A 23,095-nucleotide genomic window follows, 5' to 3' on the forward strand; every position below is an offset into this window, starting at 1 on the left:
TCGCCGGGACAACTTTTTTTCTTGTGATTTTATCTATTTTTTTCTTCTATTTTTTTATGTTTTCCAAAATTAATAAATGTTCTCAATAAAAGTCAGAAAAAAACAAAGGCGAAAGCATTCTGCTTTCGCCTTGTACAAATTTTTCCGTAAAAATTTTTCCGCGACTTTTTCACGCCTCCGTTTTGTACCGTCTGGCCATCTCTTCAAGGGAAACCTGCTCCACTAAAGGTGCCTTCCCGTAAGAGCCAAATTCAACGATCAGTGTACCGATGGCTTCTTTAACGCCCATCTCAACAACAGACATCAAAGCTGCTACATCATCGTCAGGAATGCTTCCATACATAACTGTATCCATGATCGGCGGGAAAAATGCCCTAGGATCAAACTGTTCCCGCTTTTCTTCCAACAGCCGGCAAACACCCCCGATGGACGGGCTCTGCGCCATATCCGGATGGTTTTTGAAAAATTCCCTCATATTTCTTGTCACTGCAAGACGTATATCTGTGTCTACATTGATCTTGCCGATTCCGCAGGGGATAGCGGCTTTAAGCTCATCAATGGAAATACCATGGGCATTCTTTATATTGCCGCCCAGAGTGTTGATCTCATCTACAATATATTGAGGCACTGTGGAGGAGCCGTGAGATACTAAGACGCCAAAAATGTTTTCGTGCATCAGACACTCTTTTACCGCGATAGGAATTTCCCGTCGAAGCTTTACATCCTTCCCTTTGGAGGCGCCATGCATTGTGCCGTAAGATATGGCCAGGGCGTCGCAGCCGGTCTTTTTAAAAAATTCAACAGCCTTCAGGGGATTGGTATATGTGGAATTGGCGGCAAACACGTGGTCTTCAACGCCGGCTAAAACACCCAGTTCCCCTTCCACGGACACGCCTCTGGCATGGGCGTATTTCACAACTTCTCTCGTCAGCTCAACATTCTCGTCAAATGGCAGGGACGAGCCGTCAATCATTACAGATGTGTAGCCGCCTTCTATAGCCGCTTTACAAGAATCGAAATCCCGGCCGTGATCCAGATGAAGGACAACGGGAATCGGGGAATTTTCAGCAAACTTCTTAACCGCATTGGCAATATTTCTGGCACCAATCTTCTTGTCCTCCAATGTGGCATTCTGAAAATCTGTCCGTCCTCCCATAAATCCATTGGCCAGATCTGCTCCCTGAAGTATTGCCGCAGACCGAAACATTTCATGAACCTCAATGGCCGCTTTAGCCTGGGCAACGGCATTAACATTGAAAGCTCCCTGAGCAAAATGGTACTTATCGACAGTTTCAAGTAATGGTCTTAACGGAATTAATGGCATAAATTTTACCTCCTTTTAATAATCTTTTCACCTTTGATAAAAGTATCTTTCACAGAAAATTTCTGATCCAGGATAACCACGTCCCCGTCTTTTCCCGGCTCCAGGCTGCCCACTTTCCGGTCTGCACCCACAACTTTAGCCGGGTTGATGGTAAACATAGGCAACACCTGGGCAAGAGTCTTTCCGGTAAAACGGATCACATTTTTAAGCGCCTGTCCCGTAGTCAGCGTACTGCCCGCCCGCGTGCCATCTTTAAGTTTGGCGTCCCCATCAGTGACAATAACGTCGTTGACACCCAATTTATAGTTGCCGTCAGGCAGCCCGGCAGCCATAATAGAATCAGTGATGGCTACCATGCGGTCCATTCCTTTAACTTTTATAAGAAACCGTACTGTTCCGGGATGGAGATGGCGGCCGTCACAGATCGCTTCACAGTAGGCATCCGACTCAAGCAGCGCCCCCATAATCCCAGGAAAATGCTGGTGCATCAGCTTCATAGCGTTCATTACATGGGTTCCCGCGACAGCCCCGTTGCGGATGCAGCGCCAGGCTGTCTCGTAATCTGCCCCGGAATGGCCAATGGCCACAGCAATCCCCAGAGCTTTAATGTCTGGAATGGCTTTGGGCACTCCCGCCACCTCCGGAGATACCGTCATATACCGGATATTTCCCTGGGCCGCCTGCTGATATTTTTCAACAAGAGCCAGGTCCGGCGTTTTTAACAGATATTCCGGCATGGCGCCTTTATATTCTGATGAGAGAAACGGCCCCTCCAAGTGTATACCCATAAGGCTGGCACAGTTTTTGTGATCCCCCATATGGGCCAGCGCTTCCTCGATACATTTCGTCGTCTGCTCCTGGGTATCTGTCAATATGGAACAAAGCCATGATGTAGTTCCCTGGGTAGCAAAAAAATGACCGATTGTCTCAAAATCATCTTTGCAGGCAGCATTAACGTCAATACCAAATCCCCCATGAGTGTGAATATCAATAAATCCCGGTACAACATAAGCCCCCGCGGCGTCATAGACCTGATCTTTCTCTCCGGGCGCCGGTGAAGAACAAAAGCCTTCTACCTTTCCATCTTTTAAGACAAGGCCGGTATTTTCCATATGCCCCGCAATATATACCTGGCCACCGGTAATCCATGTTCTCATATTTTAATCCTCCAGTGCGGCCACATATTCCGTAATTTTCAGGTTAATATCCGGATGATCTCTCAGCAGGGAGACTGGGAAATCAGAGGTTGTCTCCCCATAAGCCGCCCGGCGGACTACCGCCCGGTGCCAGTTTCTAAAGCACCCCAGACGGATCTTTCTTGCGTGGGAAATTTCATACATCCCGATAGTAATACAATAATGAGGCATATCTTCCAGAGCGCCGTTAAAATCCCCGATGGCGTTTGCCGTCCTCGTCTCTTTTGTAATCTCAAGAACTCTTGTTTTCTGATCAAGGAACTGCTCCGGGGAGAGGGATGAATCGGCCTCATTAAAGGCCACATGGCCGTTAATGCCGATACCGCCAAAGCAAATATCCACGCCGCCAAGACGGTTAATCAGCTCGGTGACAGCCTGTGGATTTTCAGGGTCAGGAAACACTCTCTGCTCCTTCGGCATTATAAGCTTGGGATCAATCTTATCATAGACATTTCTCTGCATAAATCCCCGAAAGCTTAAAGGATGATCCACGGACACCCACCTTTTTTCATCATCCAGATACTCATCCATGTTAATAAACCACACATTTTTAAGGTCCAGCTTTTTCTCATTGACCATATCCACAAAATAGGGATACTGGCCTACCGGTCCTACAGGGCAGATAAATACCGTCTTTTTGCCCTCCCCGTTATTTTTTTCAATTTCCTGGACCATCTCCTGAGCCATGGAGGAAAAGACCTGGGCGTTGTCTTTCATTACAATCACCGGCAGTTTAGGACCATTTCCTACAAGCTGCTCTTTTGTGTACTGGTAATAGTCATGTCTCATATGTACCATCCTTTCTTTTATGCGTTTCGCATAGAAATTAATACCTGTCTCCAACTTTTTATGTATATTTTGATTATACGCCTCAGTCAGTGTTAATTCAATAATAGCCGCCGATTTTTTTGCGTATTTTTTCGTTATTTTAAGCAAACGTTATCCTTATTTCTATTGCTATTTTTCACGAAGTTTTTTATAATATAAAATGAAGGCGCCGAAAAGTCTTCCGGCACCTGTGTCTACATGTAAAAACTGAGGTTAAAAGAATTTCTGCCTCAGGTCTCCAGCTTTTATCTGAAAGAAATTCTGCATACCGATTATATTGGGGAGGTTATTTTATGACCCTAAAAGAAATCGCTCAGGAAGCCAACGTCTCTATATCGACTGTTTCCAGAGTCATCAACCAAAAAAAACCTAACGCCGCAAGCCCGGAAGTCGCCGAGCGGATATGGGAGATTGTCCGCCGCAACGGATATATTCCAAATAAAACCGCCCAAAATCTAAAGCTAGGACAGCAGGATGAGACGCAGGCCGTAGAGCCAAAAACAATTGCTATTATTTACGCCCGCTCAGACTCCATATCCACAGATTTCTTTTTCTCCCAGATCGCCAAAGCCATTGAACAGGAGCTTTTTAAGAGCAACTATTATCTAAAATATTCTTTTACATCGCTGGATGTTTCTAATCCTGTTACAGTGGGGCACATCGCCGCGCTGAAAGTGGACGGTATTGTTGTTCTTGGCCGTTATGATCAGAGACTCCTTAACTTTCTCACCCAACAGCACTCTACTATAATGTATGTAGGTCTGAATCCCTGCGATATGAAATTCGATCAGGTCATCTGCTGCGGTGGGGATATCGCCAAGGCTGCGGTTAAATACCTTCATGATCTGGGCCACACAAAAATCGGGTACATCGGGTCCCAGGATCATGAGATCCGTTTTAAAGGCTATAAGAGGGCTCTTGAATCCCTTAATCTTCCTTTCCACCAACGCAACACGGTAAATATCCGCCAGACAGCCGACGGCGGCTATAAGGCCGCCAATATTCTCATGGACACCGGTGCGGACATTACCGCTGTATTCTGTGCCAATGACAACGCGGCCATCGGCGCCATGCGGGCATTTAAGGAACGGGGAAAACATATACCAAAAGATATTTCAATTATCGGTGTGGACGACATAGAGACAGATCAATATCTAACCCCCATGCTCACAAGCATCCACATCCCCCTGGACGATCTTGGGAAATGTGCCGCCAGGATTCTTATTGACCGGCTGAAAGGCGGCCACTCTCTTCCCATCAAAACCATTCTTCCCTTCTATATTGCCAAGAGAGATAGCTGTGCCCGGCCAAATAAAAGATAACCCTGGGAGTACCGTTCAAAAAAGGCATACCCAAAGAATTTAAAAACCTGGGGTATGCCTTTACAGTGACTCTATTCGTCCATATTTAATTTTTCATGGATCATATTTTTAGCCGCCTTTTGAATATGCAGGCTTGCCAATTGGGCCGCCTTGTCAGGATCATGGTCTTTAATTGCTTTAAGGATGGCCTCATGCTCCTCCTGGCACAGCGTTGCCCGCTTCTCATCTTTTAATGCTGTCTGGCGCACACTCTGTACATATTCATGAAAATCCCGAAGAACGTGATTTAAGATCGGGCTGGCGCAGCCCCGGTACAGAACCTCGTGGAACTTTCCGTCATACTGGTAAAGCTGCTCAAAATGCTCATGTTCCAGATGATACCGGGTCACAAATAAAATCTCCTGGGCTTCCTCAATCTGATCCTCCGTCATATTTTCCGCTGCCCACCGGGCGCAGAGTCCTTCCAAAAGTCCTCTTATGGCGTAAATATCTTCCACGTCTTTGCGCTTAATACTGTTGACATAGGCTCCCTTATTGGGGACAGTGACACAAAGACCTTCCAGCTCAAGCTGGCGGATAGCTTCCCTCACCGGCGTCCGGCTGACGCCATACTCTTTGGCAATAGTATTTTCCCGAAGTTCTTCATTGTTTTTATATTTTCCTGACAATATATCATTGCGAAGCTGCCGGAAAACTTTCCCCCTAAGAGAAACAGCATCCCCCATCTCCCCAGCTCTTTCAGAGAATGTCATAATTTTTCATCGCTCCTGTATTTTCATTCATGGGCCAGCTTCTTGTTGCAGGCCTCGCAGGCACGGTCGATAGCCGCAAGCAGCTCGTCATCAGTCAGAACTGTCACGCGCCCCGACGCATACTCCTGGTCCACCCAGTCTTTCACATGGGCCACAATGGGATCGGTCTTTGCAATAGCGTCGTCCCCCTTTAACTTAAAATAAGTATTGATCCAGTGGGCGATTCCCGCCAGGCCGGAAGTATTGGAGACAGCTACAAGAACAGGACGGTTAAGGAATTTTTCTGTGTCGAATATATTGTAGATCTCCTCATTTTTCAACAGTCCGTCGGCGTGTATCCCGGCCCGGGTCACATTAAAGTTTTTCCCCACAAAAGGCGTTCTGGAAGGAATCTTATAGCCGATCTCCTTCTCATAATACTCCGCCATTTCTGTGATCACACGGGTATCCATACCGTCCAGCGTACCTTTAAGCTGAGCATACTCAAAAACCATGGCCTCCAGAGGGGTATTCCCAGTGCGTTCACCAATGCCGAACAAAGAGCAGTTGACGCCGCAAGCGCCGTAAAGCCAGGCAGTTGTTGAGTTGGTAACTGCCTTATAAAAATCATTGTGTCCGTGCCACTCGATCATTTCCGATGGAACGCCGGCGTGGGTGTGCAGGCCGTAAATAATTCCCGGAACACTTCTGGGAATGGCTGCTCCGGTAAAGTTGACGCCAAAGCCCATAGTATCGCAGGCGCGGATCTTCACAGGAATCCCATACTCTTTCCCCAGCTTTTCCAGTTCCAGGCAAAATGGGATCACAAAACCATAAATATCTGACCGTGTAATATCTTCCAGATGGCACCGCGGCCTTACTCCTGTCTCAAGACATTCCCTTACAACACTTAAATAGTGATCCATAGCCTGACGCCGGGACATTTTCATTTTATAAAAAATATGGTAATCAGAACAGCTCACTAAAATACCGGTTTCCTTAATCCCCATATTCTTTACAAGTTCAAAATCTTTTTTATTGGCCCGGATCCATGCTGTCACCTCAGGAAATTCATAGCCCCGCTCCATACATTTATAGGCGGCATCCCGGTCTTTTTTGCTGTAGAGGAAAAATTCGCTCTGGCGGATGATTCCGTTGGGGCCACCAAGACGGTGCATATAATCGTAGAGACGGACGATCTGTTCCGTGGTATAAGGTGCCCGGGACTGCTGCCCGTCCCGGAATGTTGTGTCAGTAATCCATATTTTTTCCGGCATATTTATGGGAACGACACGCTGGTTAAACACGATCTTTGGAATTTCATCGTAAGGGAAAAGATTACGGTATGTATTTGGCTCGTCAACATCCTGGAGGGCATAAAAATGCTCCTCGAAGGTCAGGAGGTTATTATGTGGATTTACTACGATATTAGGATTATCCATGATCAACATCTCCTCTGTAAATTCAAAATTTATTAAACCAGACATATGGCGCCAAGCCAAATTAAAGATTTAGCAGCGTTAGCGGCGGGAAAGCAGCGTTAACGGCGGGAATCTTAAAATGCATGGCTGAATAGTTACGATTTCTTTATAGGAGGGTTTATAGTAAATAACAAATATATTTGTCGTTTACTATAAAATTCCCCGCAGCCGTAAGCTGCGGGGGTATGTCCTTTTTTACTTACATTGTTTCCAGCGTAGCGCGGATTGCACGGATAAAATCAAGGCTGTTAAGCACTGTGACATCTTTTAATGTTGTGATCAGCGCCAGATCTTTTGTCATTTTTCCGGATTCAATGGTGGATAATGTGGCTTTCTCCAGCTTGTCCGCAAATTCCATAAGCGCAGGATTGCTGTCCATTTCTCCCCGTTTGCGCAGGGCGCCGGTCCATGCAAAAATCGTAGCCACAGAGTTTGTTGAAGTCTCCTCTCCAGCCAGATGTTTATAATAGTGACGCTGAACTGTACCGTGAGCGGCTTCATACTCATAGTAACCTTCCGGAGATACTAATACGCTGGTCATCATAGCCAGAGAACCAAAAGCGGAGGAGATCATGTCGCTCATTACATCCCCGTCATAATTTTTGCAGGCCCAGATATATCCGCCCTGGGATTTCATCACACGGGCAACGGCATCGTCAATGAGTGTGTAAAAATATTCAATGCCCGCTTCCTCAAATTTGGGGGCGTAATCTTTATCAAAGATCTCCTGAAAAATATCTTTAAATGTATGGTCATATTTTTTGGAAATGGTGTCTTTTGTGGCAAACCACAGATCCTGCTTTGTGTCGAGGGCATAATTAAAGCAGCTTCTGGCAAAGCTCTCAATGGAGCTGTTAATATTGTGCATCCCCTGTACAATTCCGGCTCCGGTAAAATCATGAACCAGCTCTCTTGTCTCATTGCCCTTTTCGTCAGTGTACACCAGTTCCACCTTTCCCGGTCCGGGAATCTTCATCTCTGTCCCTTTATATACATCTCCGTAAGCATGTCTGGCGATAGTGATCGGCTTTTTCCAGTTTTTCACACAAGGTTCGATGCCTTTGACAACAATCGGCGCCCTAAAAACAGTGCCATCAAGAATGGCACGAATTGTTCCGTTAGGGCTTTTCCACATCTCTTTAAGGTTGTACTCCTTCACACGGGCCGCATTTGGGGTAATTGTGGCACATTTTACAGCCACGCCATATTTTTTTGTAGCATTGGCAGAATCTATAGTCACCTGGTCATTGGTCTCATTACGTTTTTCAAGTCCAAGATCATAATATTCTGTATTCAGATCAATATAGGGAAGCAGCAATTCATCTTTAATGTATTGCCATAAAATACGTGTCATCTCGTCGCCGTCCATCTCAACAAGAGGCGTTGTCATCTTGATTTTTTCCATGCTTATCCTCCTTAAAGCAGTTTTATTGTATTATTGTATACCATTTTGTCAATGATTTCAACCCTTTTCCCGGAACAAAACGTAACAGTTCGTCCCCCGACTGGACGCTGACCCACTGCGGCCGCCGCTCCTTTACGCATATCCTGCGCCATGGTCATCACCAAAACTTCTTCCGAAATTTGACGTTTTTCTTCCGCCGTCATATATTAACAATAAAAAGGAACCATCATGGATTCAGTGCGCGCATCAATCCACGGCAACAAGCCGGACGTTCTTCCCTACACTGGCAAAGGCGTAGGCATTGCTGTTTTAGATACAGGGATTTTTCCTCATATAGATTTTTTACTCCCAATAAACCGTATCGCCGCATTCAGAGATTTTGTCTACAGAAATCCCGGTCCTTATGACGACCACGGCCACGGCACCCATATCTGCGGGATCTGCGGCGGCAGTGGGGCCGCCTCCCTTGGACGTTATCGGGGTATCGCCCCAAAAAGCCACCTGATTGTGGGCAAGATACTGGACCGAAGGGGGAACGGAAACCTCCCCGACATACTGGAAGGTGTCCGGTGGGTCATTGCCACCATGTCCCTCTACCATACGAGGATCTTAAACATCTCGGCCGGCACCTTCTCTCCAAGGAAGGCGGATTCTGTTCTTGTGCAGGCGGTCAATGAAGCATGGGAGGCGGGGCTTGTGGTGGTTGCCGCTGCCGGAAATAACGGCCCTGCCCCCATGTCTGTCACAGCTCCCGGTACCAGCCAAAAGATCATCACCGTAGGTTCCAGCGATGATCAGAAGCCCGTTTATATCCACGGTGAAAAAATCAGCGACTTTTCAGGCCGGGGCCCCACTTCAGAGCAGGTGTCAAAACCTGATGTAACCGCCCCCGGATGCTACATTATGTCTTGCAATAACCGCCTTTTTAACGGAAGATATACTTACACGCCAAGAAGCGGCACATCTATGTCCACCGCCATTGTCAGCGGATGCATCGCCCTTCTTCTCGAAAAGTATCCTTCCATGACCAATAACGATGTGAAGGAGCGTCTGAAAGACGGCTGCCAGGATCTTGGACTGGACAAAAATCACCAGGGATTTGGGCTCATTGACCTTGCCCGCTTTCTTTAAAACACCATAAATAATAACAGGGCTGCCAAAGGGCAGCCCTGTTATTATTTATGTTTCGGCCATAAAACCTGAGGATAATCCCCGCGGGCTTTCATGTCCTCAATAGCTTTTACAACAACCGGCTTATCCTCCCGGTAAGTGACACCATACCAGCGATCCTCCGAGGGCAGCACATTGACTGTGGCCTTCTTCTCAGCCAGCAGTTCGCCGACAACGCCGGGGAGATAATACTCACATTTGAGAGGGTTTTCTTTAAGTCCTTTATCGAGAAACATGGAAAACCGGTTTTTAAGTTCACTGAGCAGGCTCTCATTAAATCCCCACATGTTCATAGAAACAATACTTCCTGAAGGGATCTTTGTCCAAGTCCGACCGTCATCTTCGGTAAAAGCCGCTCCCTCTTCCTTTTTTTCAATGTGGGTGCGCTCCTGGATCTCCATAAGCATTCCCTGGTCATCTGTCTTGCAGACGCCTCTGGAAACATAGCCGAAATCCGTCAGAGTGTTCTCAATACGGTACCCCACCATGCCATAGCGGTAGCACTTGTCATCCGGATGGTCTTTGAGAAAACGGTAAAGTGTCTCAAAGGCATGGCGCCCGTAGAAATCATCGGCATTGATCACGGCAAAAGGGCCGTGAATGCTCTGGATACAGCTTAACACCGCGTGTCCGGTTCCCCATGGTTTTACTCTTTCTTCAGGGACTGAATATCCTTCCGGAATATTATCAATCTCCTGATAAACATATTCCACATCCATGTAAGGGGCAATCTTATTGCCGATCTTTTCCCTGAAATCCTGCTCCAGTTCTCTCTTAATAATGAAAATGACTTTTTTAAAGCCGGCCCGCATGGCGTCATAAATTGAAAAATCAATAATAATGTCCCCCTGGGCATTTAATGGGTCGATCTGTTTTAACCCTCCGTAACGGCTTCCCATTCCGGCAGCCATGATCACAAGTACAGGCTCTCTCATTCTTTTCTCATCCTTTCACACTTACTGGCGGCCAAACAAGACAGGATACAGTCCAGCAATCTTCCCGGCCGCCGGACAAAAACGCACACAAGTGCGCCCTTTATGTCCTCCATTATAAGCGATTTAAGAGTTGAATGCTATCCTAAAACACCGGTTACTTATAGATTTTTTTGGATTTTGTAATAATGTCCAGCAAAGGTTCATGTAAAATATCTGACAATATCAGCAGGGATCCCATGGATGGGCGGCACATTTTTGTCTCCCACAAATGAATGGTGTTGGTGCTGACGCCAATGAGATTTGCCAGTTCCTGCTGAGTAATGTTGTTCCGGATACGGTACTCCTTTAACGAATAACCCAATTCCGTCATTTTATAAGTTTCTTCAATCATATCTTCAACTTCCCTCCATATGTAATATTGCTTTCCTAATGCATTACATATTTTAGCATAAACAGATTGAATTATTTGTCGTTTCAGCACGAGAAGCAAAATTTTATCGGATCCGGCAAAGGCAGTATAAAACCGGCGGACAATTGGCTCTGTTGTGGTTTTCCAGACGAAAGACTTCAAATTTTTTTCCGGGAAGCGTCCGCAACAATTCATCGACATTTTCCATTTCTTTCCTGCCACCCTCATGTCCCCAGTAAGCGAGAATGCAGCCCACACCGCCGATTTTTAAAGCCTCCAGACATTTTTTTACCGCCGGAATCGTTGTCGACGAATGAGTGATCACCGCCGGGTTCCCCGAAGGGAGATATCCAAGATTGAAGCAAAATCCGGCGATCTCCCCTTCCACATAGACATCCATCTGGTCATGGGATGTCAGATGGAGACAGGCCTGGTCAAGAAGGCCAGCCTGGCTGAGGCGCTCACGGGTATTCTCCAAAGCCTCCGGCTGTATATCAAAAGCGTGAACGCAGCCTTTAGGACCTACCAGCCGGCACAAAAATTCCGTGTCCAGACCGTTTCCGGCGGTGGCGTCCACAACGGTATCTCCCGGACATATATATTCCATTAAGAGATCGTGATAGATCTCAACCATTCGCTTTCTAAAAAACACAGACTCACCTTTCCTTTTTCAGCTCATGGCTAAATCAGAGGATACAAAAGTTCAGCCCGCGCCATTGGCAAAGCCGCGCTTAAGCGCTGTCCGGCGGCTTACGCCGCTTCTTTGCTCATAATCGACGCTCTGCTCATCAGGAATAGGGCGGACTGATCCGTATGGAAGCATAAATCAGCCGCATATTCCTGATGGCTGAACTTTTTTAACAGATTTATTGTAGCAAATGAAAACGCCTCCGCATAGTATAAATCAAAAGCAAATTCAGGAGGAATTTCAATGAGTGATTTAGCGGCAACAAGCTGCTGCAACAATGATTGCGGATGTGGCGTTGATAATTATGGAGGCAACAATTCTTGTTTATGGATCATCCTCCTTCTTTTCCTCTGCGGCGGATGCGGAAATGGCAGCAACTTCCTTAGCAGCGGTGATGACTGCAACTGTATTATCATCATCTTGCTCCTTTTGTGCTGCTGCGGCGGTAACGGCCTCTGTGGCTGATCCACTGATCCCTCCGATCTGATCTGCGGCAGGGCCGGCTTTTGCCGGCCCTGCCATCTTTCCCTCTGCCGTCCTTTTTATTTTTTTCTTGACGTGTCCGCCATCAAATGTTTTAATAGATACATCACCACTTTAAAACGGCAAAGGAGATATACCTATGATCGGAACCATTGTAAACACATTGGCCATCACCGCCGGAAGTCTTTTCGGCGGACTTCTTAACAAAGGCATTCCAAAAAAATACGAAAATGCCATGCTGACAGCCTGCGGTTTGGCCGCTTTCGGCGTGGGGATCAACGCCATCGCTTCAAATATGCCGGACAGTCAGTATCCCGTCCTTTTTATTGTCAGCCTTGTCCTTGGCAGTCTGGCAGGAACATGGCTGCGCCTTGATGACCGTCTCAACGGTTTTATTGACCGCCACTCCAACGGAAAGCTGGGACAGGGCATTGTTACCGGCGTACTCATCTACTGTATCGGCTCCCTGTCCATCGTAGGCCCGGTTATGGCAGCCCTGAACCAGGATCATACCTTCCTGTTTACCAACGCCTCCCTGGATCTTGTGACCTCCACAGTTCTTGCCTCAGCCTACGGCATTGGCATGATTCTGTGCGCCGCTATTTTATTTTTGTGGCAGGGAAGCATCTATGTGCTGACAAAATATGTGTGGGCCGGTTTTTTTTCCGACGCCCTGGTCTGCGAGCTGTGTATTGTGGGCGGTTTCCTCATCGCCTGCACAGGTCTGGGCATTTTAAATATAAAAAAATTTAAAGTCCTGGACATGCTCCCCTCACTTCTTGTCCCTGTGATCTTTTTTATCCTGAGGATATTTTTTTAATAGTATCACGCACATACACGGCATTCTCATACATATACTATTAGTAATCATCCCATGGTAAAGGATGTGATCGCCGTCCGTCAGCCACCGAAACTTACCCCATTTGACGAACAGACCTTCGGAAATGTTTCTCAGATGATCAAGGCGTCTCTGCCATATATGAGCCGCCATTCTGCCAGGCCTATGGCCATGATGGCTCGATTCATGGAACTGCAAAATACCCTTCGGTATTTTCGCCATCCAGAGCCCATTCAGGCATGCGGGATCGGAACAAGACGCCCCACACCGGAGGAGATGCTTGGAGATCTTCGCAAATACTGTGGGGGGAAGGAAGCTAAAACGATTGACAGTCTGCTAAACCTGCTGAGATTCGGTAAGTTATATGAAAAATTTAAAGATATGGAAAATAGCCCGGATGTTTTGCAGCATACCAGCCCCATGAATTCCGGCGGTACACAGACGTTTACCTCAAATCTCCACGGAGGTGATCCAATGCAGTCATCTTTTAACCCTGAACAATTGCTGAAAAATATAAATCCGGAGCTGCTGAAAAACTTTGATATGAACAAGTTTGGCCAGCTTATGGAGGCTGTAAACTCCGGGAACTTTCAAAATTTCCAGGCTCAGCCCGCGCCTCCCAACTTTTCGGGGCAAAACCAAAACAGCGCACAAAAAAATCCGGCGCCCCAAAACCAGACTTCTCAAAATCCGCCCCCGTCAGGATTTGATGAGGAACGTTTAAAAGCCCTTTTAACGCCGGAACAGCTTAAATTGTACGAATCATTAAAACGGTCTATGACATAATCCGGTTAAGGGATGGATCTGCGTTTTGCCTGATCCATCCCTCCTTTTTAATCTTTAAACTCGCAGTGAACCGTCCACAGACTTTCCAGATCATCAATCTGAGTGACGACGCCGTGAAAATCATTAAGCTTATCTTTTGCGGGAATATTGCCGGACATGGCCACTGCCGGATGAATTGTATAATAGTACATCGTCCCCTGAAGAGTCTTTAAAACCGATTCCCGGACTTCAACCTCATCTCCGACTTTCACAAGCCCCGGCCGTTCCATACGAAATTCCATATGTTTCACCAGTTTCCCTCTCTTTCTGTAAAAATTCCGCCTGTCGCTGCAAAATAAAAGCAGGCACTTTATAATGACTTTATGTAACAAGTGCAGGCCGACGAGAAAAAGCAGGCAAAAACGGACGTTAATCTTGCTTAAAAGCACGATTTTATTATGACAGGGAGTGCCCGGCAAGGGGCAGCTCCCCATCCCTCAGTACAACACCGCTCCGGCATTATTTCATCACAATATTCACGATTTTTCCCGGAACATAAATCTCTTTCACAATATTTCCTGTGAGCTTCGCGCTTACCGCTTCTTTGGCCGCAGCGATGGCGTCCTCTTTCCCGATATTGGCGGAGAGCTGGATCACCGCCCGGACTTTACCGTTGATCTGCACAGCCACATTGACTTCGTCATCTTTCATAGCATCCTCGTCAGCCTCCGGCCACTGATTGTCAAAGACGCTGCCCGAATGTCCAAGCTGTTCCCACAGCTCCTCGCCAAGGTGAGGTGCAAAAGGCGCGATGAGAATAGTGGCAGTTTCCAGAGTTTCTTTGTCAATACCGCCTTCTTTTTTCGCCAGATCAGTCAGCTTGTTGGTATATTCCATAAAGCCGGAAACAACCGTATTTAAACTAAACTGCTCCAGACGGGTGGAAATATCGTAGGTCATCTTGTGGCGGAGCTTGATCATATTTTTTGAAGGCTCCACATTTTTATCTTTGTTGTCCATGACCATATTCCAGTAGCGGTTGATAAAACGGTAAACGCCCTCGATTCCCCGGTCATCCCACTCGGAATCCAGTTCCGGCGGACCTACAAACAATTCATAAAGTCTCAGGGAATCGCAGCCGTAATCCCTCACAAGGTCATCAGGAGAAATCACATTGCCCTTGGACTTGCTCATTTTAATACCGTTCTTACCGGTGATCATACCCTGGTTGAACAGTTTGATAAATGGCTCGTCAAAGTCGATCACACCGATATCATGAAGGAATTTTGTATAAAATCTGGAATAAAGAAGGTGAAGTACCGCATGTTCCACACCGCCGATATACATATCTACCGGAAGATACTTGTCCGCCTTCTCTCTGGACACAAGTTCTTTGTCATTTTTGCTGTCCACATACCGGAGAAAATACCAGGATGATCCTGCCCACTGAGGCATAGTGTTTGTCTCTCTCTTGGCAGGTCCGCCGCAGCATGGGCATGTTGTGTTGACCCACTCGTCGATAGCTGCCAGAGGCGATTCGCCGGTACCGGTAGGCTGATAGCTCTCCACTTCCGGAAGCAGGAGCGGAAGCTGATCTTCCGGCACGGGAACGCAGCCGCACTTTGGACAGTGTACAATAGGAATCGGCTCACCCCAGTAGCGCTGACGGGAGAACACCCAGTCCCGGAGTTTGTAATTGGTTGTCTTTTTGCCGATGCCCATTTTTTCAATAATCTCCGGAGCTTCTTTCTTCAGCACAGCGGAATCCATACCTGTCCATTCTCCGGAATTGATGACAATACCAGATTCTGTGTAAGCCTGAGTCAGATTTGGATTTTCCTTGCCGTCAGGTGAGATCACCTGGACAATGGGAATATTAAACTTAGTGGCAAATTCAAAGTCACGGTCATCATGGGCCGGAACACACATAATAGCTCCTGTGCCGTAATCTGCCAGCACATAATCGGACAGCCAGATAGGCACTTTTGCCCCGTTTAACGGATTAATGGCATAGCTTCCGGTAAACACGCCGGTCTTTTCCTTGTCCTGAAGGCGGTCTACAGATGATTTTAAAGATGTCTGATAAATGTAATCTTCCACGGCCTGGCGGGTTTCATCTGTGGCAAGAGATTTTGCCAGAGCGTGTTCCGGCGCAAGTACCATAAAAGTAGCGCCGTAAAGAGTATCCGGACGGGTGGTGTACACAGTGATCTTTTCATCCCGCCCGTCCACAGCAAAATCAATTTCAGCGCCGTAGGACTTTCCGATCCAGTCGGTCTGCATCTTTTTAACTTTTGCCGGCCAGTCCAGTTTATCCAGATCATTTAAGAGACGATCCGCGTATTTAGTAATTTTAAGCATCCACTGTTTCAGATTCTTCTTTGTTACATCCGCGCCGCACCGCTCGCACTTGCCGTTAACGACTTCCTCATTGGCAAGACCTGTCTTACAGGACGGACACCAGTTAATAGGCATCTCCTTTTCATAAGCCAGCCCGGCTTTAAACATTTTTACAAAAATCCACTGAGTCCATTTATAGAACTTAGGGTCAGTTGTGTTCACTTCCATATCCCAGTCATATACTGCGGCGATCTCCTGGATCTGACGTTTAATATTAGCAATGTTCTCCGCTGTGGATTTTTCCGGATGAACGCCCATTTTAATGGCATAATTTTCAGCAGGAAGGCCGAAAGCGTCCCATCCCATGGGATGGATCACATAATAACCATTTAATATTTTATAACGACTCCATACGTCGGAGATGACATAGCCTCTCCAATGGCCTACATGAAGGCCGTTTCCCGATGGATAGGGAAACATATCCAGACAGTAATATTTGGGTTTCTTCCCATCATTTACATTAATGGGATTCTTTTCCCAGTGATCACGCCATTTTTTTTCAATCACTTTATGATTGTATGATTTTGCCATGATTATTTTCCTTTCTTAAATTATTCCTTCGCTAAGTACCTTCGGCTGCTGCCTTCCTCGGTAAGGGTCGCGATGTGCGTTTTCACTAAACTCAGCCTTCGCCCTTAGGCTCGGCTTCGTTAAGTGTCTTGAAGTAACATCGCTCCACTAACCTCCCCTTCGGCTGTTGCCTTGCCTCGGTAAGGGTCGCGATGTGCGTTTTCACTAAACTCAGCCTTCGCCCTTAGGCTCGGCTTCGTTAAGTGAAAACAGCAAAATCCCCTTTTGTCTCTGGGACTGTCTCAGAGACGAAAGGGGATTGTTTTCTATCATTGTCCCGTTTCCGCGGTACCACTCTGTTTCGTCTTATATTTATATTTGGAAAAGTCTGCAGTGAGAGACTTTTACCACAACAAAATATAGGGCGCACTTTAAAATCTATAACGGTGATCTGCCGTTTTAAGCTACCCATGAGCGATAATCATTCCCCAGGAAATCTTTTTCGCCACTTCACTTAAAAAACTCTGAGGCGAGTTGGGAGCTTTCTCATGCTGTCTCGCATCACCCGGCAGCTTTCTGAAATGAGGACTGCTCTTAATACTCCTCTTCACGGTCTTTTTAAATATTTAAGCCACAGCTTATTTTATCATATTGTCCGCCTTTGTCAAGGTCTGAGTTTGAGTTTGCATCTCAAGAACCATTCACTGCTATTCACGGGCAGCCGGAAACACCTGCTGTTTCCGGCGAAAAAAAGTGATTCAGGAGTGCGCTTAAACCATTCGCGCAGCGAATTTTTCATGGTTTAAGCGCAAGGTACTGTTCATTTCGTGAACAACAGTAATAACAGTTCAGCCCGTATATTTTCCGGAGTTTTCCGAAGCCTTGATAAACAGGGCCGCCGGACTGCGTCCCCAGGCTTTTACCAGTGCCTCATTGACCATAGTTTTTGTCATACCATCATGGATATACAACACCATGACGCTGTAATCGTCAACTTTTCGTCCCAGGACTCCTTCCATGATCCCCTGGCTTCGTTCTACGTCCAGAAGCTTTGTGTAAAGAAGCTCGCCGGCCCGGTTAAAATCTTTGTATTTGGACAGATCATGATTGAGGATAAGAGCATCAAACAGAGCGTACTCGATCTCAAAAGCTAGTGCCTCGGCGTAAGTATCCGCCTGTGTCTCTTTGTTGGTCTCGAAATCTTCATAAGGCCCTTCTGCCGGAACTGTCCGATCCATATTAAAATCTTTATTCACAATATGGATCACAGGAGACCGGGGACTGCCCGACGCTTCCACACGGGTCACTCCAAATCTCCTGGCAACCATCGCATCTGTTTTTTTGGCAATATACTCCGCAAATTCCCAGATTGTCACAATAATCTTTTCCTTTCCCTTTGATTATCGGTTTATTTTATCATCTTTACTGGCCAAAAGCAAGAAAAAGGGTTGTCATGCATCCTTTTTTCATGTTAGCATAGATGCAACAAAGAAACAGCGCCGCAGGAGAAAGCACTTGAATACTCCCCTGCCGGCGCTGCCGACTGCAGCCAGCGAATAAATTGATACCTTCAGAAAGGAATACTATGAGCCAATTAAAAGATTATTTAGAAATTATTGATTTTCAGCAAAAAGAGTTCCTCAAACAGGAGTCTCCGATGAATGCGGACCATATTAAAGAACTTTACAAAGAAATCGCCAAAGAGCAGGCGCCGGCCTGGAGAATCCATGACCTTCCCCCGGTGCCTGGCAATCGTTTTCCCTCTCCCAGGGATATCCCCCATCTCATGGAACACTTTGCCAGCCAGATTCAGTATTCAAAAGGGGCTCTCCACCCGGTGGAACTTGGCGCTATGGCCTATAAGCGAATCGTGGACATCGCCCCTTTTGACGCAGACAATGAAAAGCTGGCCCAGGCAGTCATGAACCAACTTCTGTCCGGCGCCGGTTATCCAGTCCTCTCACTGCCCCTCTGTGACCAGGAAGGCTATGATGAGGCGCTCCTTTCGTCACGTTTAAAAAAAGATATGGACATCTTCTCAGAATTTGCGGCAAAGATTTTGGCAAAGAGCATTTGAACCATGCAGTAGAGCGTGTTGCTGTTCACAGATAAGTCAGTTAGTCAAAAGTCAAAATCCGGAGGAAAAATACAGTTTTACAGATGTAACCAGACATTTTCCTGTCAGGATCCGTACAATTTTCCTTGAGTTGGACCCTGTCACAGGATCATTTTATTATCTTAACGAACTGACATTGGTTCACAGAGTAAACAGTAACACGCACTCCCCCAGGCCAGAGGGCCAAATTGCCCCTAAACCAAATCTCCCAGCAGGCTCTCTCCTATGGTTCCTTCAGGCATAGCGGCAGAAAAATTATCAGCAATGGTCGCCCCGACACAGGCGAACGTATGGGTATCTTCCAGGCGGCGGCTCCCTTTCATTGAGGGACTGTACAGTAAAAGTGGAACCATCTCCTTCGTGTGATCTGTCCCTTTAAAGGTTGGATCATTTCCATGATCCGCAGTGATCATTAAAAGATCATCGTCTTTAAGCTTCTCAAGAACAATCCCCAGCTTTTCATCAAACCGTTCCAGTTCCTGCCCGTACCCCACAGGATTGCGGCGGTGTCCCCAGAGGGCGTCAAAATCCACAAGATTTACAAAACAAAGTCCGGAAAAATCTTCATCCATGGACCCTATTGTCTGCTCCATACCATGGGCGCTGCTTTTGGAGCGGAGGGCCTTTGTAATGCCCTCCCCGGCAAAAATATCGTTGATCTTACCAATACTGATCACATCATAGCCACGGTCTTTCAAAACGTTTAAAACTGTGGGTCCAAAAGGCTTTAAGGCGTAGTCATGGCGGTTGGCCGTGCGAACAAACTCGCCCCTTTTCTTTCCCACAAAAGGCCGGGCAATCACCCGCCCAACCTTCCACTGCGCCTTCATGGTAAGAGATCTGGCGATCTCGCAGCACCGGTACAGCTCATTCAGGCCGAAACTCTCCTCGCTGGCCGCGATCTGCAGTACAGAATCCGCTGATGTATATACGATCATTGCTCCAGTCTTTATATGCTCTTCCCCAAGTTCATCTAAAATAGCCGTCCCACTGGCGGCCCGGTTGCCGATGACTTTATGGCCGGTCTCCCGCTCCAAAGCTTCGATCAGTTCTAAAGGAAAACCCGTCTCAGTGAAGGTGAGAAAAGGCTGGGTGATTTTAAGACCCATTAATTCCCAGTGTCCGGTCATCGTATCTTTCCCTGTGCTTGCCTCATTCATCCGGGCACAGTACCCCACAATTTTTTCCGGCGATGGAGCGTGGATGACCGGATGAATACGGCCAAGACCTAATGACATAAGATTTGGAATGGAAAAAATCTCCATATGTTCATCAATGTGCCCCAGGGTATCCGCCCCTTCATCTCCATACTGTCTGGCGTTATCCATAGCTCCGATGCCGAAAGAATCAATAACAATAGTAAATACGCGGCGGTATTTCATACTAAATCGCCTCCCCGCATACCTTCGCGGTTTCCAGCGCAATCTTCATCATAGCGTCAAAGCTTGTCTGGCGTTCCTTTGCCGAAAGCTCTCTGTGGGTGACAAAAGAATCGGAAATCGTCAGCAGGCAGGCTGCCCTCTTTCCCAGGATTTTTGCGTTGTGGAAAAGGGCATAGCTCTCCATCTCCACACAGGCACAGCCGTGTTTTTCATAATAATCCCTATAGCTCCCCACGCACTCTTCATGATAAAATACATCGCTGGAATGAACCCGGCACATCCGCACCGGGATAGCCAGCTTTTCCGCCGTATGCCGTATTTCTTCATTGAGACTTTCTGTGGGATATTGAATATCCCCGGATACATTAGCCTGTGCCATGGCAAAAGTAGATTCACTCCAGGCGCTGTCGGCAAGGGCGATATCCATAATATCCAGGGCATCACAGTAAGCCCCGGCGCTTCCGATGCGTATAATATTCTCTACGCCGTAAAACTTATACAACTCGTAGGAGTAAATGCCAATGCTGGGCATTCCCATGCCGGAGCCCATGACAGATACCGGAATGCCTTTATAATAGCCTGTATATCCCAGCATATTCCGAACAGAATTAAACAAAACCGCCTGATCCAGATATGTGTCGGCGATATACTTTGCTCTGAGAGGATCTCCGGGCATTAAAACCGTCCCGGCAATGCTTCCCTCTTTTCCTTCATTATGAGGTGTCGACATTCATTCAACCTTCTTTCTTGCTTTTTTAACAATTCAGCCATCAAGCATAGGGCAGGCTGAACTGGTGCTTCCCTCCTGTTAAAGTTCAACAGGAAAAATCTCTTTCCAAAGGGCAATATTAGCCACAGCCCGAAAAAACAGACTGTGGCTAATATTTAACAAACGTTAATTTTCATTTTCTTTAGCGTTCTCAGCAATCACTTTATCCTGTACATCGGACGGTGCCTGCTCATAGCGGCTGAAGGAATAAGCAAAGTCCCCTCTTCCCCCGGTCATGGACCTCAGATCTGTAGAATAGCCGTACAATTGTGCCAGAGGAATGTCCGCCACAATTTCCGTTCTTCCAAAGTCCGACGGGTTCATACCAAGAACACGGCCACGGCGCTTATTCAGGTCGCCCATAATATCACCGGTATAGCTGTCAGGAACGTAAACACTCAAAGATGCGATGGGCTCAAGGAGAATGGGTGATGCCTGAAGGAAGGCGCTCTTAAAAGCCTGTTTCGCGGCAGTCTTAAAGGCCATTTCTGAAGAGTCTACCGGATGATAGGACCCGTCAAATAAGGTTGCTTTAATGCCCACAACAGGATATCCTGCCAACGGTCCCCGGTTGACAGATTCCGCGATACCTTTTTCCACTGCCGGAAAATAGTTTTTAGGAACAGCGCCGCCCACAACCCGCTCTTCAAAAACATAAGGTTTTTCCAGATCGCCGGAAGGTTCAAATTCCATGGCAACGTCGCCGTACTGTCCATGTCCTCCAGACTGTTTTTTATATTTTTCACGGACGGAGACTTTCTTGCGGATCGTCTCTCTGTATGGAATCCTGGGTTTAGATAAAACGATCTCAACTTTATACTTAGCAAGAAGCTTGCTGACAACAACATCCAACTGCTGATCGCCGATACCATAGAGGAGTGACTGATGATTTTCCGCGTCGTTAAAAACTCTCAGTGTCAGATCTTCCTCCATCATCTTGGAGAGAGCCTGGGAGACTTTATCTTCATCCCCCTTATTCTTCGCCTCATAACGTTTATATGTATAAGGCGCAGAAATCTCTGCCTGGTCGATTACAAGGGGATCGGATTTTAAGGAAAGTGTATCGCCGGTGGCTGTATTGCTCAATTTGGCAATAGCGCCGATATCTCCGGCTTTAAGTTCGGGAACCTCAATCAGTTCTTTGCCGCGCATCACAAACAGTTTGGAAAGTTTCTCCTCGGTGTCCTTGGCATAATTGTAAATCACCGAATCATTTTTAAGTTCACCGGAGCAGACTTTGACAAGAGAGTACCGGCCGATAAAGGGATCGACAATAGTCTTAAACACATAGGCTGAAAACGGACGTCTGGAGTCATAATCTACATTGTATTCTTTATCAGTTCTCGGATCTTTACCAAAGATCTTAATATGATCACGCATAGGAGACGGAAGGAACTCCACGCAGGTGGTAATCAGATTGGCAATGGCGTATCCTAAAAGTCCGGAACCGCACTGCACTGGCACAATACTGCCCTCATTGACATTAATACGCAGAGCGTCGATGATCTCATCAATAGTAAATTCTTCACCGCCAAAATACTTATCCATCAGTTCCTCGCTGGTCTCCGCAACTGCTTCCAGAAGCGCCTCACGGCATGTTTCAAGCTCCGGCTCAACATCATCAGGAATATCTCTGGCTTCCCACTTGCCGCTGTCGGTAAACTTACGGCCTTCCATCTTTACAACATTGACAGCTCCGGTAAACTTGCCGTCTTCCCGGATCGGCAGATGGAACGGGGCGATCTTCTTTCCGTACAGTTCTCTCAACTGATTGACAACGCCCATGTAATCCGCATGTTCATCATCCATATTCGTCACAAAAATAGTTCGGGGAATGCTGTATTTTTCGCAGTAATTCCATGCCTTGATAGTGCCTGCCTCAACACCGGACTTAGCCGATACAACAATAATAGCGGCGTCCGCCACGGAGAGAGCCTCCTCTACTTCACCTACAAAATCCATATATCCGGGAGTATCTAATAAATTGATCTTCCAATATTCCCATTCAATAGGAATGACTGTCGTGCTGATTGAAAATTTTCTGCGAATTTCTTCTTTATCATAATCACTGAGTGTATTACCATCGTCAACTTTTCCCTGGCGCTTTGTCACTCCCGCGGCATATGCCATTGCTTCAACAAGAGTTGTCTTGCCGCATCCGCCATGTCCTAAAATCGCAACGTTACGTATGTCCTGTGTTTTGTATACCTTCATGTCATACTCCTCCAATACTTTTTTTGATAGGATTCTGTTTTCGAAACAAAACCATGTATACATTTTACTAAATAACTAATCCATTTTCAATACTTTTAGTAAAATTACACAAAAAACTTCTTATTGCTT

Annotated in this window: 21 protein-coding genes; 6 read left to right on the top strand and 15 right to left on the bottom strand. The window is 46.6% G+C overall.

The features are described 5' to 3' along the window. Window positions 1–169: 169 nt before the first annotated feature. Genes HNP82_RS11090 through HNP82_RS11100 form a run of 3 tightly spaced genes read right to left on the bottom strand, consistent with a single transcriptional unit; the run spans window position 170 to window position 3,309 of the window. Complete coding sequence (locus HNP82_RS11090; protein WP_183774602.1) at window positions 170–1,324, bottom strand: class II fructose-bisphosphate aldolase; 1,155 nt, start codon at window positions 1,322–1,324, stop codon at window positions 170–172. A 5-nt stretch (window positions 1,325–1,329) separates the two neighbouring features. Continuing rightward, window positions 1,330–2,481, bottom strand: a complete 1,152-nt coding sequence (nagA, locus tag HNP82_RS11095; RefSeq protein WP_183774605.1) for an N-acetylglucosamine-6-phosphate deacetylase — start codon at window positions 2,479–2,481, stop codon at window positions 1,330–1,332. Between the two features lie 3 nt (window positions 2,482–2,484). After that, window positions 2,485–3,309: a sugar phosphate isomerase family gene (locus tag HNP82_RS11100; protein ID WP_183774608.1), complete on the bottom strand. Its 825-nt coding sequence runs from the start codon at window positions 3,307–3,309 to the stop codon at window positions 2,485–2,487. Between the two features lie 332 nt (window positions 3,310–3,641). On the opposite strand from HNP82_RS11100, the gene HNP82_RS11105 reads away from it, so the two are divergent. Beyond that, the gene (locus HNP82_RS11105; RefSeq protein ID WP_183774611.1) at window positions 3,642–4,670 is read left to right on the top strand and encodes a LacI family DNA-binding transcriptional regulator; all 1,029 of its coding nucleotides are present in this window, start codon (window positions 3,642–3,644) and stop codon (window positions 4,668–4,670) included. A gap of 71 nt (window positions 4,671–4,741) precedes the next feature. On the opposite strand, the gene HNP82_RS11110 is transcribed toward HNP82_RS11105, so the two are convergent. The 3 genes from HNP82_RS11110 to HNP82_RS11120 all read right to left on the bottom strand — a co-directional run bounded on the left by HNP82_RS11110 (window position 4,742) and on the right by HNP82_RS11120 (window position 8,287). Continuing rightward, window positions 4,742–5,422, bottom strand: a complete 681-nt coding sequence (locus tag HNP82_RS11110) for a GntR family transcriptional regulator (RefSeq protein ID WP_243164744.1) — start codon at window positions 5,420–5,422, stop codon at window positions 4,742–4,744. A gap of 23 nt (window positions 5,423–5,445) precedes the next feature. Continuing rightward, a complete protein-coding gene (locus HNP82_RS11115) occupies window positions 5,446–6,843 on the bottom strand; it encodes a 2-isopropylmalate synthase (RefSeq protein ID WP_183774613.1) in 1,398 nt (465 codons plus the stop codon). 238 nt (window positions 6,844–7,081) lie between these two features. Next, window positions 7,082–8,287: an NADP-dependent isocitrate dehydrogenase gene (locus HNP82_RS11120; protein WP_183774617.1), complete on the bottom strand. Its 1,206-nt coding sequence runs from the start codon at window positions 8,285–8,287 to the stop codon at window positions 7,082–7,084. A gap of 228 nt (window positions 8,288–8,515) precedes the next feature. On the opposite strand from HNP82_RS11120, the gene HNP82_RS11125 reads away from it, so the two are divergent. Then, complete coding sequence (locus HNP82_RS11125; protein ID WP_183774621.1) at window positions 8,516–9,418, top strand: S8 family peptidase; 903 nt, start codon at window positions 8,516–8,518, stop codon at window positions 9,416–9,418. 44 nt (window positions 9,419–9,462) lie between these two features. Here HNP82_RS11125 and HNP82_RS11130 read toward each other — a convergent pair whose 3' ends face one another. From HNP82_RS11130 to HNP82_RS11140, 3 genes are all read right to left on the bottom strand, one after another. After that, complete coding sequence (locus HNP82_RS11130) at window positions 9,463–10,392, bottom strand: nucleotidyltransferase family protein (protein WP_183774624.1); 930 nt, start codon at window positions 10,390–10,392, stop codon at window positions 9,463–9,465. Window positions 10,393–10,546: 154 nt separating this feature from the next. Continuing rightward, a complete protein-coding gene (locus HNP82_RS11135) occupies window positions 10,547–10,783 on the bottom strand; it encodes a helix-turn-helix transcriptional regulator (RefSeq protein WP_183774627.1) in 237 nt (78 codons plus the stop codon). A 103-nt stretch (window positions 10,784–10,886) separates the two neighbouring features. Beyond that, entirely contained in the window at window positions 10,887–11,453 is a 567-nt protein-coding gene (locus HNP82_RS11140) for a class I SAM-dependent methyltransferase (RefSeq protein WP_183774630.1), read from the bottom strand. 279 nt (window positions 11,454–11,732) lie between these two features. Between HNP82_RS11140 and HNP82_RS11145 the strand changes: the two genes are divergently transcribed. The 3 genes from HNP82_RS11145 to HNP82_RS11155 all read left to right on the top strand — a co-directional run bounded on the left by HNP82_RS11145 (window position 11,733) and on the right by HNP82_RS11155 (window position 13,596). Continuing rightward, window positions 11,733–11,954 carry a chorion class high-cysteine HCB protein 13 gene (locus HNP82_RS11145; protein ID WP_183774633.1) on the top strand — a complete coding sequence of 74 codons (222 nt, stop codon included), beginning with the start codon at window positions 11,733–11,735 and terminating at the stop codon, window positions 11,952–11,954. 157 nt (window positions 11,955–12,111) lie between these two features. Next, a complete protein-coding gene (locus tag HNP82_RS11150) occupies window positions 12,112–12,792 on the top strand; it encodes a DUF554 domain-containing protein (RefSeq protein WP_183774636.1) in 681 nt (226 codons plus the stop codon). A gap of 54 nt (window positions 12,793–12,846) precedes the next feature. After that, window positions 12,847–13,596, top strand: a complete 750-nt coding sequence (locus tag HNP82_RS11155; RefSeq protein WP_183774640.1) for a hypothetical protein — start codon at window positions 12,847–12,849, stop codon at window positions 13,594–13,596. Between the two features lie 47 nt (window positions 13,597–13,643). On the opposite strand, the gene HNP82_RS11160 is transcribed toward HNP82_RS11155, so the two are convergent. The 3 genes from HNP82_RS11160 to HNP82_RS11170 all read right to left on the bottom strand — a co-directional run bounded on the left by HNP82_RS11160 (window position 13,644) and on the right by HNP82_RS11170 (window position 17,861). Then, the gene (locus HNP82_RS11160) at window positions 13,644–13,877 is read right to left on the bottom strand and encodes a hypothetical protein (RefSeq protein ID WP_183774942.1); all 234 of its coding nucleotides are present in this window, start codon (window positions 13,875–13,877) and stop codon (window positions 13,644–13,646) included. A 217-nt stretch (window positions 13,878–14,094) separates the two neighbouring features. Then, entirely contained in the window at window positions 14,095–16,506 is a 2,412-nt protein-coding gene (gene leuS / locus HNP82_RS11165) for a leucine--tRNA ligase (RefSeq protein ID WP_183774656.1), read from the bottom strand. A gap of 827 nt (window positions 16,507–17,333) precedes the next feature. After that, window positions 17,334–17,861 carry a hypothetical protein gene (locus HNP82_RS11170; protein ID WP_183774659.1) on the bottom strand — a complete coding sequence of 176 codons (528 nt, stop codon included), beginning with the start codon at window positions 17,859–17,861 and terminating at the stop codon, window positions 17,334–17,336. A 209-nt stretch (window positions 17,862–18,070) separates the two neighbouring features. On the opposite strand from HNP82_RS11170, the gene HNP82_RS11175 reads away from it, so the two are divergent. Beyond that, complete coding sequence (locus tag HNP82_RS11175) at window positions 18,071–18,562, top strand: Fic family protein (protein WP_183774662.1); 492 nt, start codon at window positions 18,071–18,073, stop codon at window positions 18,560–18,562. 233 nt (window positions 18,563–18,795) lie between these two features. On the opposite strand, the gene HNP82_RS11180 is transcribed toward HNP82_RS11175, so the two are convergent. The 3 genes from HNP82_RS11180 to HNP82_RS11190 all read right to left on the bottom strand — a co-directional run bounded on the left by HNP82_RS11180 (window position 18,796) and on the right by HNP82_RS11190 (window position 22,966). Continuing rightward, complete coding sequence (locus tag HNP82_RS11180; RefSeq protein ID WP_183774665.1) at window positions 18,796–19,983, bottom strand: phosphopentomutase; 1,188 nt, start codon at window positions 19,981–19,983, stop codon at window positions 18,796–18,798. A gap of 1 nt (window position 19,984) precedes the next feature. Further along, entirely contained in the window at window positions 19,985–20,713 is a 729-nt protein-coding gene (gene deoD, locus HNP82_RS11185) for a purine-nucleoside phosphorylase (protein ID WP_183774668.1), read from the bottom strand. Window positions 20,714–20,878: 165 nt separating this feature from the next. After that, on the bottom strand, window positions 20,879–22,966 hold the full coding sequence (locus HNP82_RS11190; RefSeq protein WP_183774672.1) for an elongation factor G: 2,088 nt from the start codon (window positions 22,964–22,966) through the stop codon (window positions 20,879–20,881). Window positions 22,967–23,095: the final 129 nt, after the last annotated feature.

The sequence above is a fragment of the Catenibacillus scindens genome (assembly GCF_014202115.1).
Taxonomy (GTDB): domain Bacteria; phylum Bacillota; class Clostridia; order Lachnospirales; family Lachnospiraceae; genus Catenibacillus; species Catenibacillus scindens.

Bases quoted from the DNA above. Each gene is read 5' to 3' on its own strand.
- HNP82_RS11090 (WP_183774602.1), bottom strand. From the start codon at position 1,324: ATGCCATTAATTCCGTTAAGACCATTACTTGAAACTGTCGATAAGTAC.
- nagA (WP_183774605.1), bottom strand. From the start codon at position 2,481: ATGAGAACATGGATTACCGGTGGCCAGGTATATATTGCGGGGCATATG.
- HNP82_RS11100 (WP_183774608.1), bottom strand. From the start codon at position 3,309: ATGAGACATGACTATTACCAGTACACAAAAGAGCAGCTTGTAGGAAAT.
- HNP82_RS11105 (WP_183774611.1), top strand. From the start codon at position 3,642: ATGACCCTAAAAGAAATCGCTCAGGAAGCCAACGTCTCTATATCGACT.
- HNP82_RS11110 (WP_243164744.1), bottom strand. From the start codon at position 5,422: ATGACATTCTCTGAAAGAGCTGGGGAGATGGGGGATGCTGTTTCTCTT.
- HNP82_RS11115 (WP_183774613.1), bottom strand. From the start codon at position 6,843: ATGGATAATCCTAATATCGTAGTAAATCCACATAATAACCTCCTGACC.
- HNP82_RS11120 (WP_183774617.1), bottom strand. From the start codon at position 8,287: ATGGAAAAAATCAAGATGACAACGCCTCTTGTTGAGATGGACGGCGAC.
- HNP82_RS11125 (WP_183774621.1), top strand. From the start codon at position 8,516: ATGGATTCAGTGCGCGCATCAATCCACGGCAACAAGCCGGACGTTCTT.
- HNP82_RS11130 (WP_183774624.1), bottom strand. From the start codon at position 10,392: ATGAGAGAGCCTGTACTTGTGATCATGGCTGCCGGAATGGGAAGCCGT.
- HNP82_RS11135 (WP_183774627.1), bottom strand. From the start codon at position 10,783: ATGATTGAAGAAACTTATAAAATGACGGAATTGGGTTATTCGTTAAAG.
- HNP82_RS11145 (WP_183774633.1), top strand. From the start codon at position 11,733: ATGAGTGATTTAGCGGCAACAAGCTGCTGCAACAATGATTGCGGATGT.
- HNP82_RS11150 (WP_183774636.1), top strand. From the start codon at position 12,112: ATGATCGGAACCATTGTAAACACATTGGCCATCACCGCCGGAAGTCTT.
- HNP82_RS11155 (WP_183774640.1), top strand. From the start codon at position 12,847: ATGGTAAAGGATGTGATCGCCGTCCGTCAGCCACCGAAACTTACCCCA.
- HNP82_RS11160 (WP_183774942.1), bottom strand. From the start codon at position 13,877: ATGGAATTTCGTATGGAACGGCCGGGGCTTGTGAAAGTCGGAGATGAG.
- leuS (WP_183774656.1), bottom strand. From the start codon at position 16,506: ATGGCAAAATCATACAATCATAAAGTGATTGAAAAAAAATGGCGTGAT.
- HNP82_RS11175 (WP_183774662.1), top strand. From the start codon at position 18,071: ATGAGCCAATTAAAAGATTATTTAGAAATTATTGATTTTCAGCAAAAA.
- HNP82_RS11180 (WP_183774665.1), bottom strand. From the start codon at position 19,983: ATGAAATACCGCCGCGTATTTACTATTGTTATTGATTCTTTCGGCATC.
- deoD (WP_183774668.1), bottom strand. From the start codon at position 20,713: ATGTCGACACCTCATAATGAAGGAAAAGAGGGAAGCATTGCCGGGACG.
- HNP82_RS11190 (WP_183774672.1), bottom strand. From the start codon at position 22,966: ATGAAGGTATACAAAACACAGGACATACGTAACGTTGCGATTTTAGGA.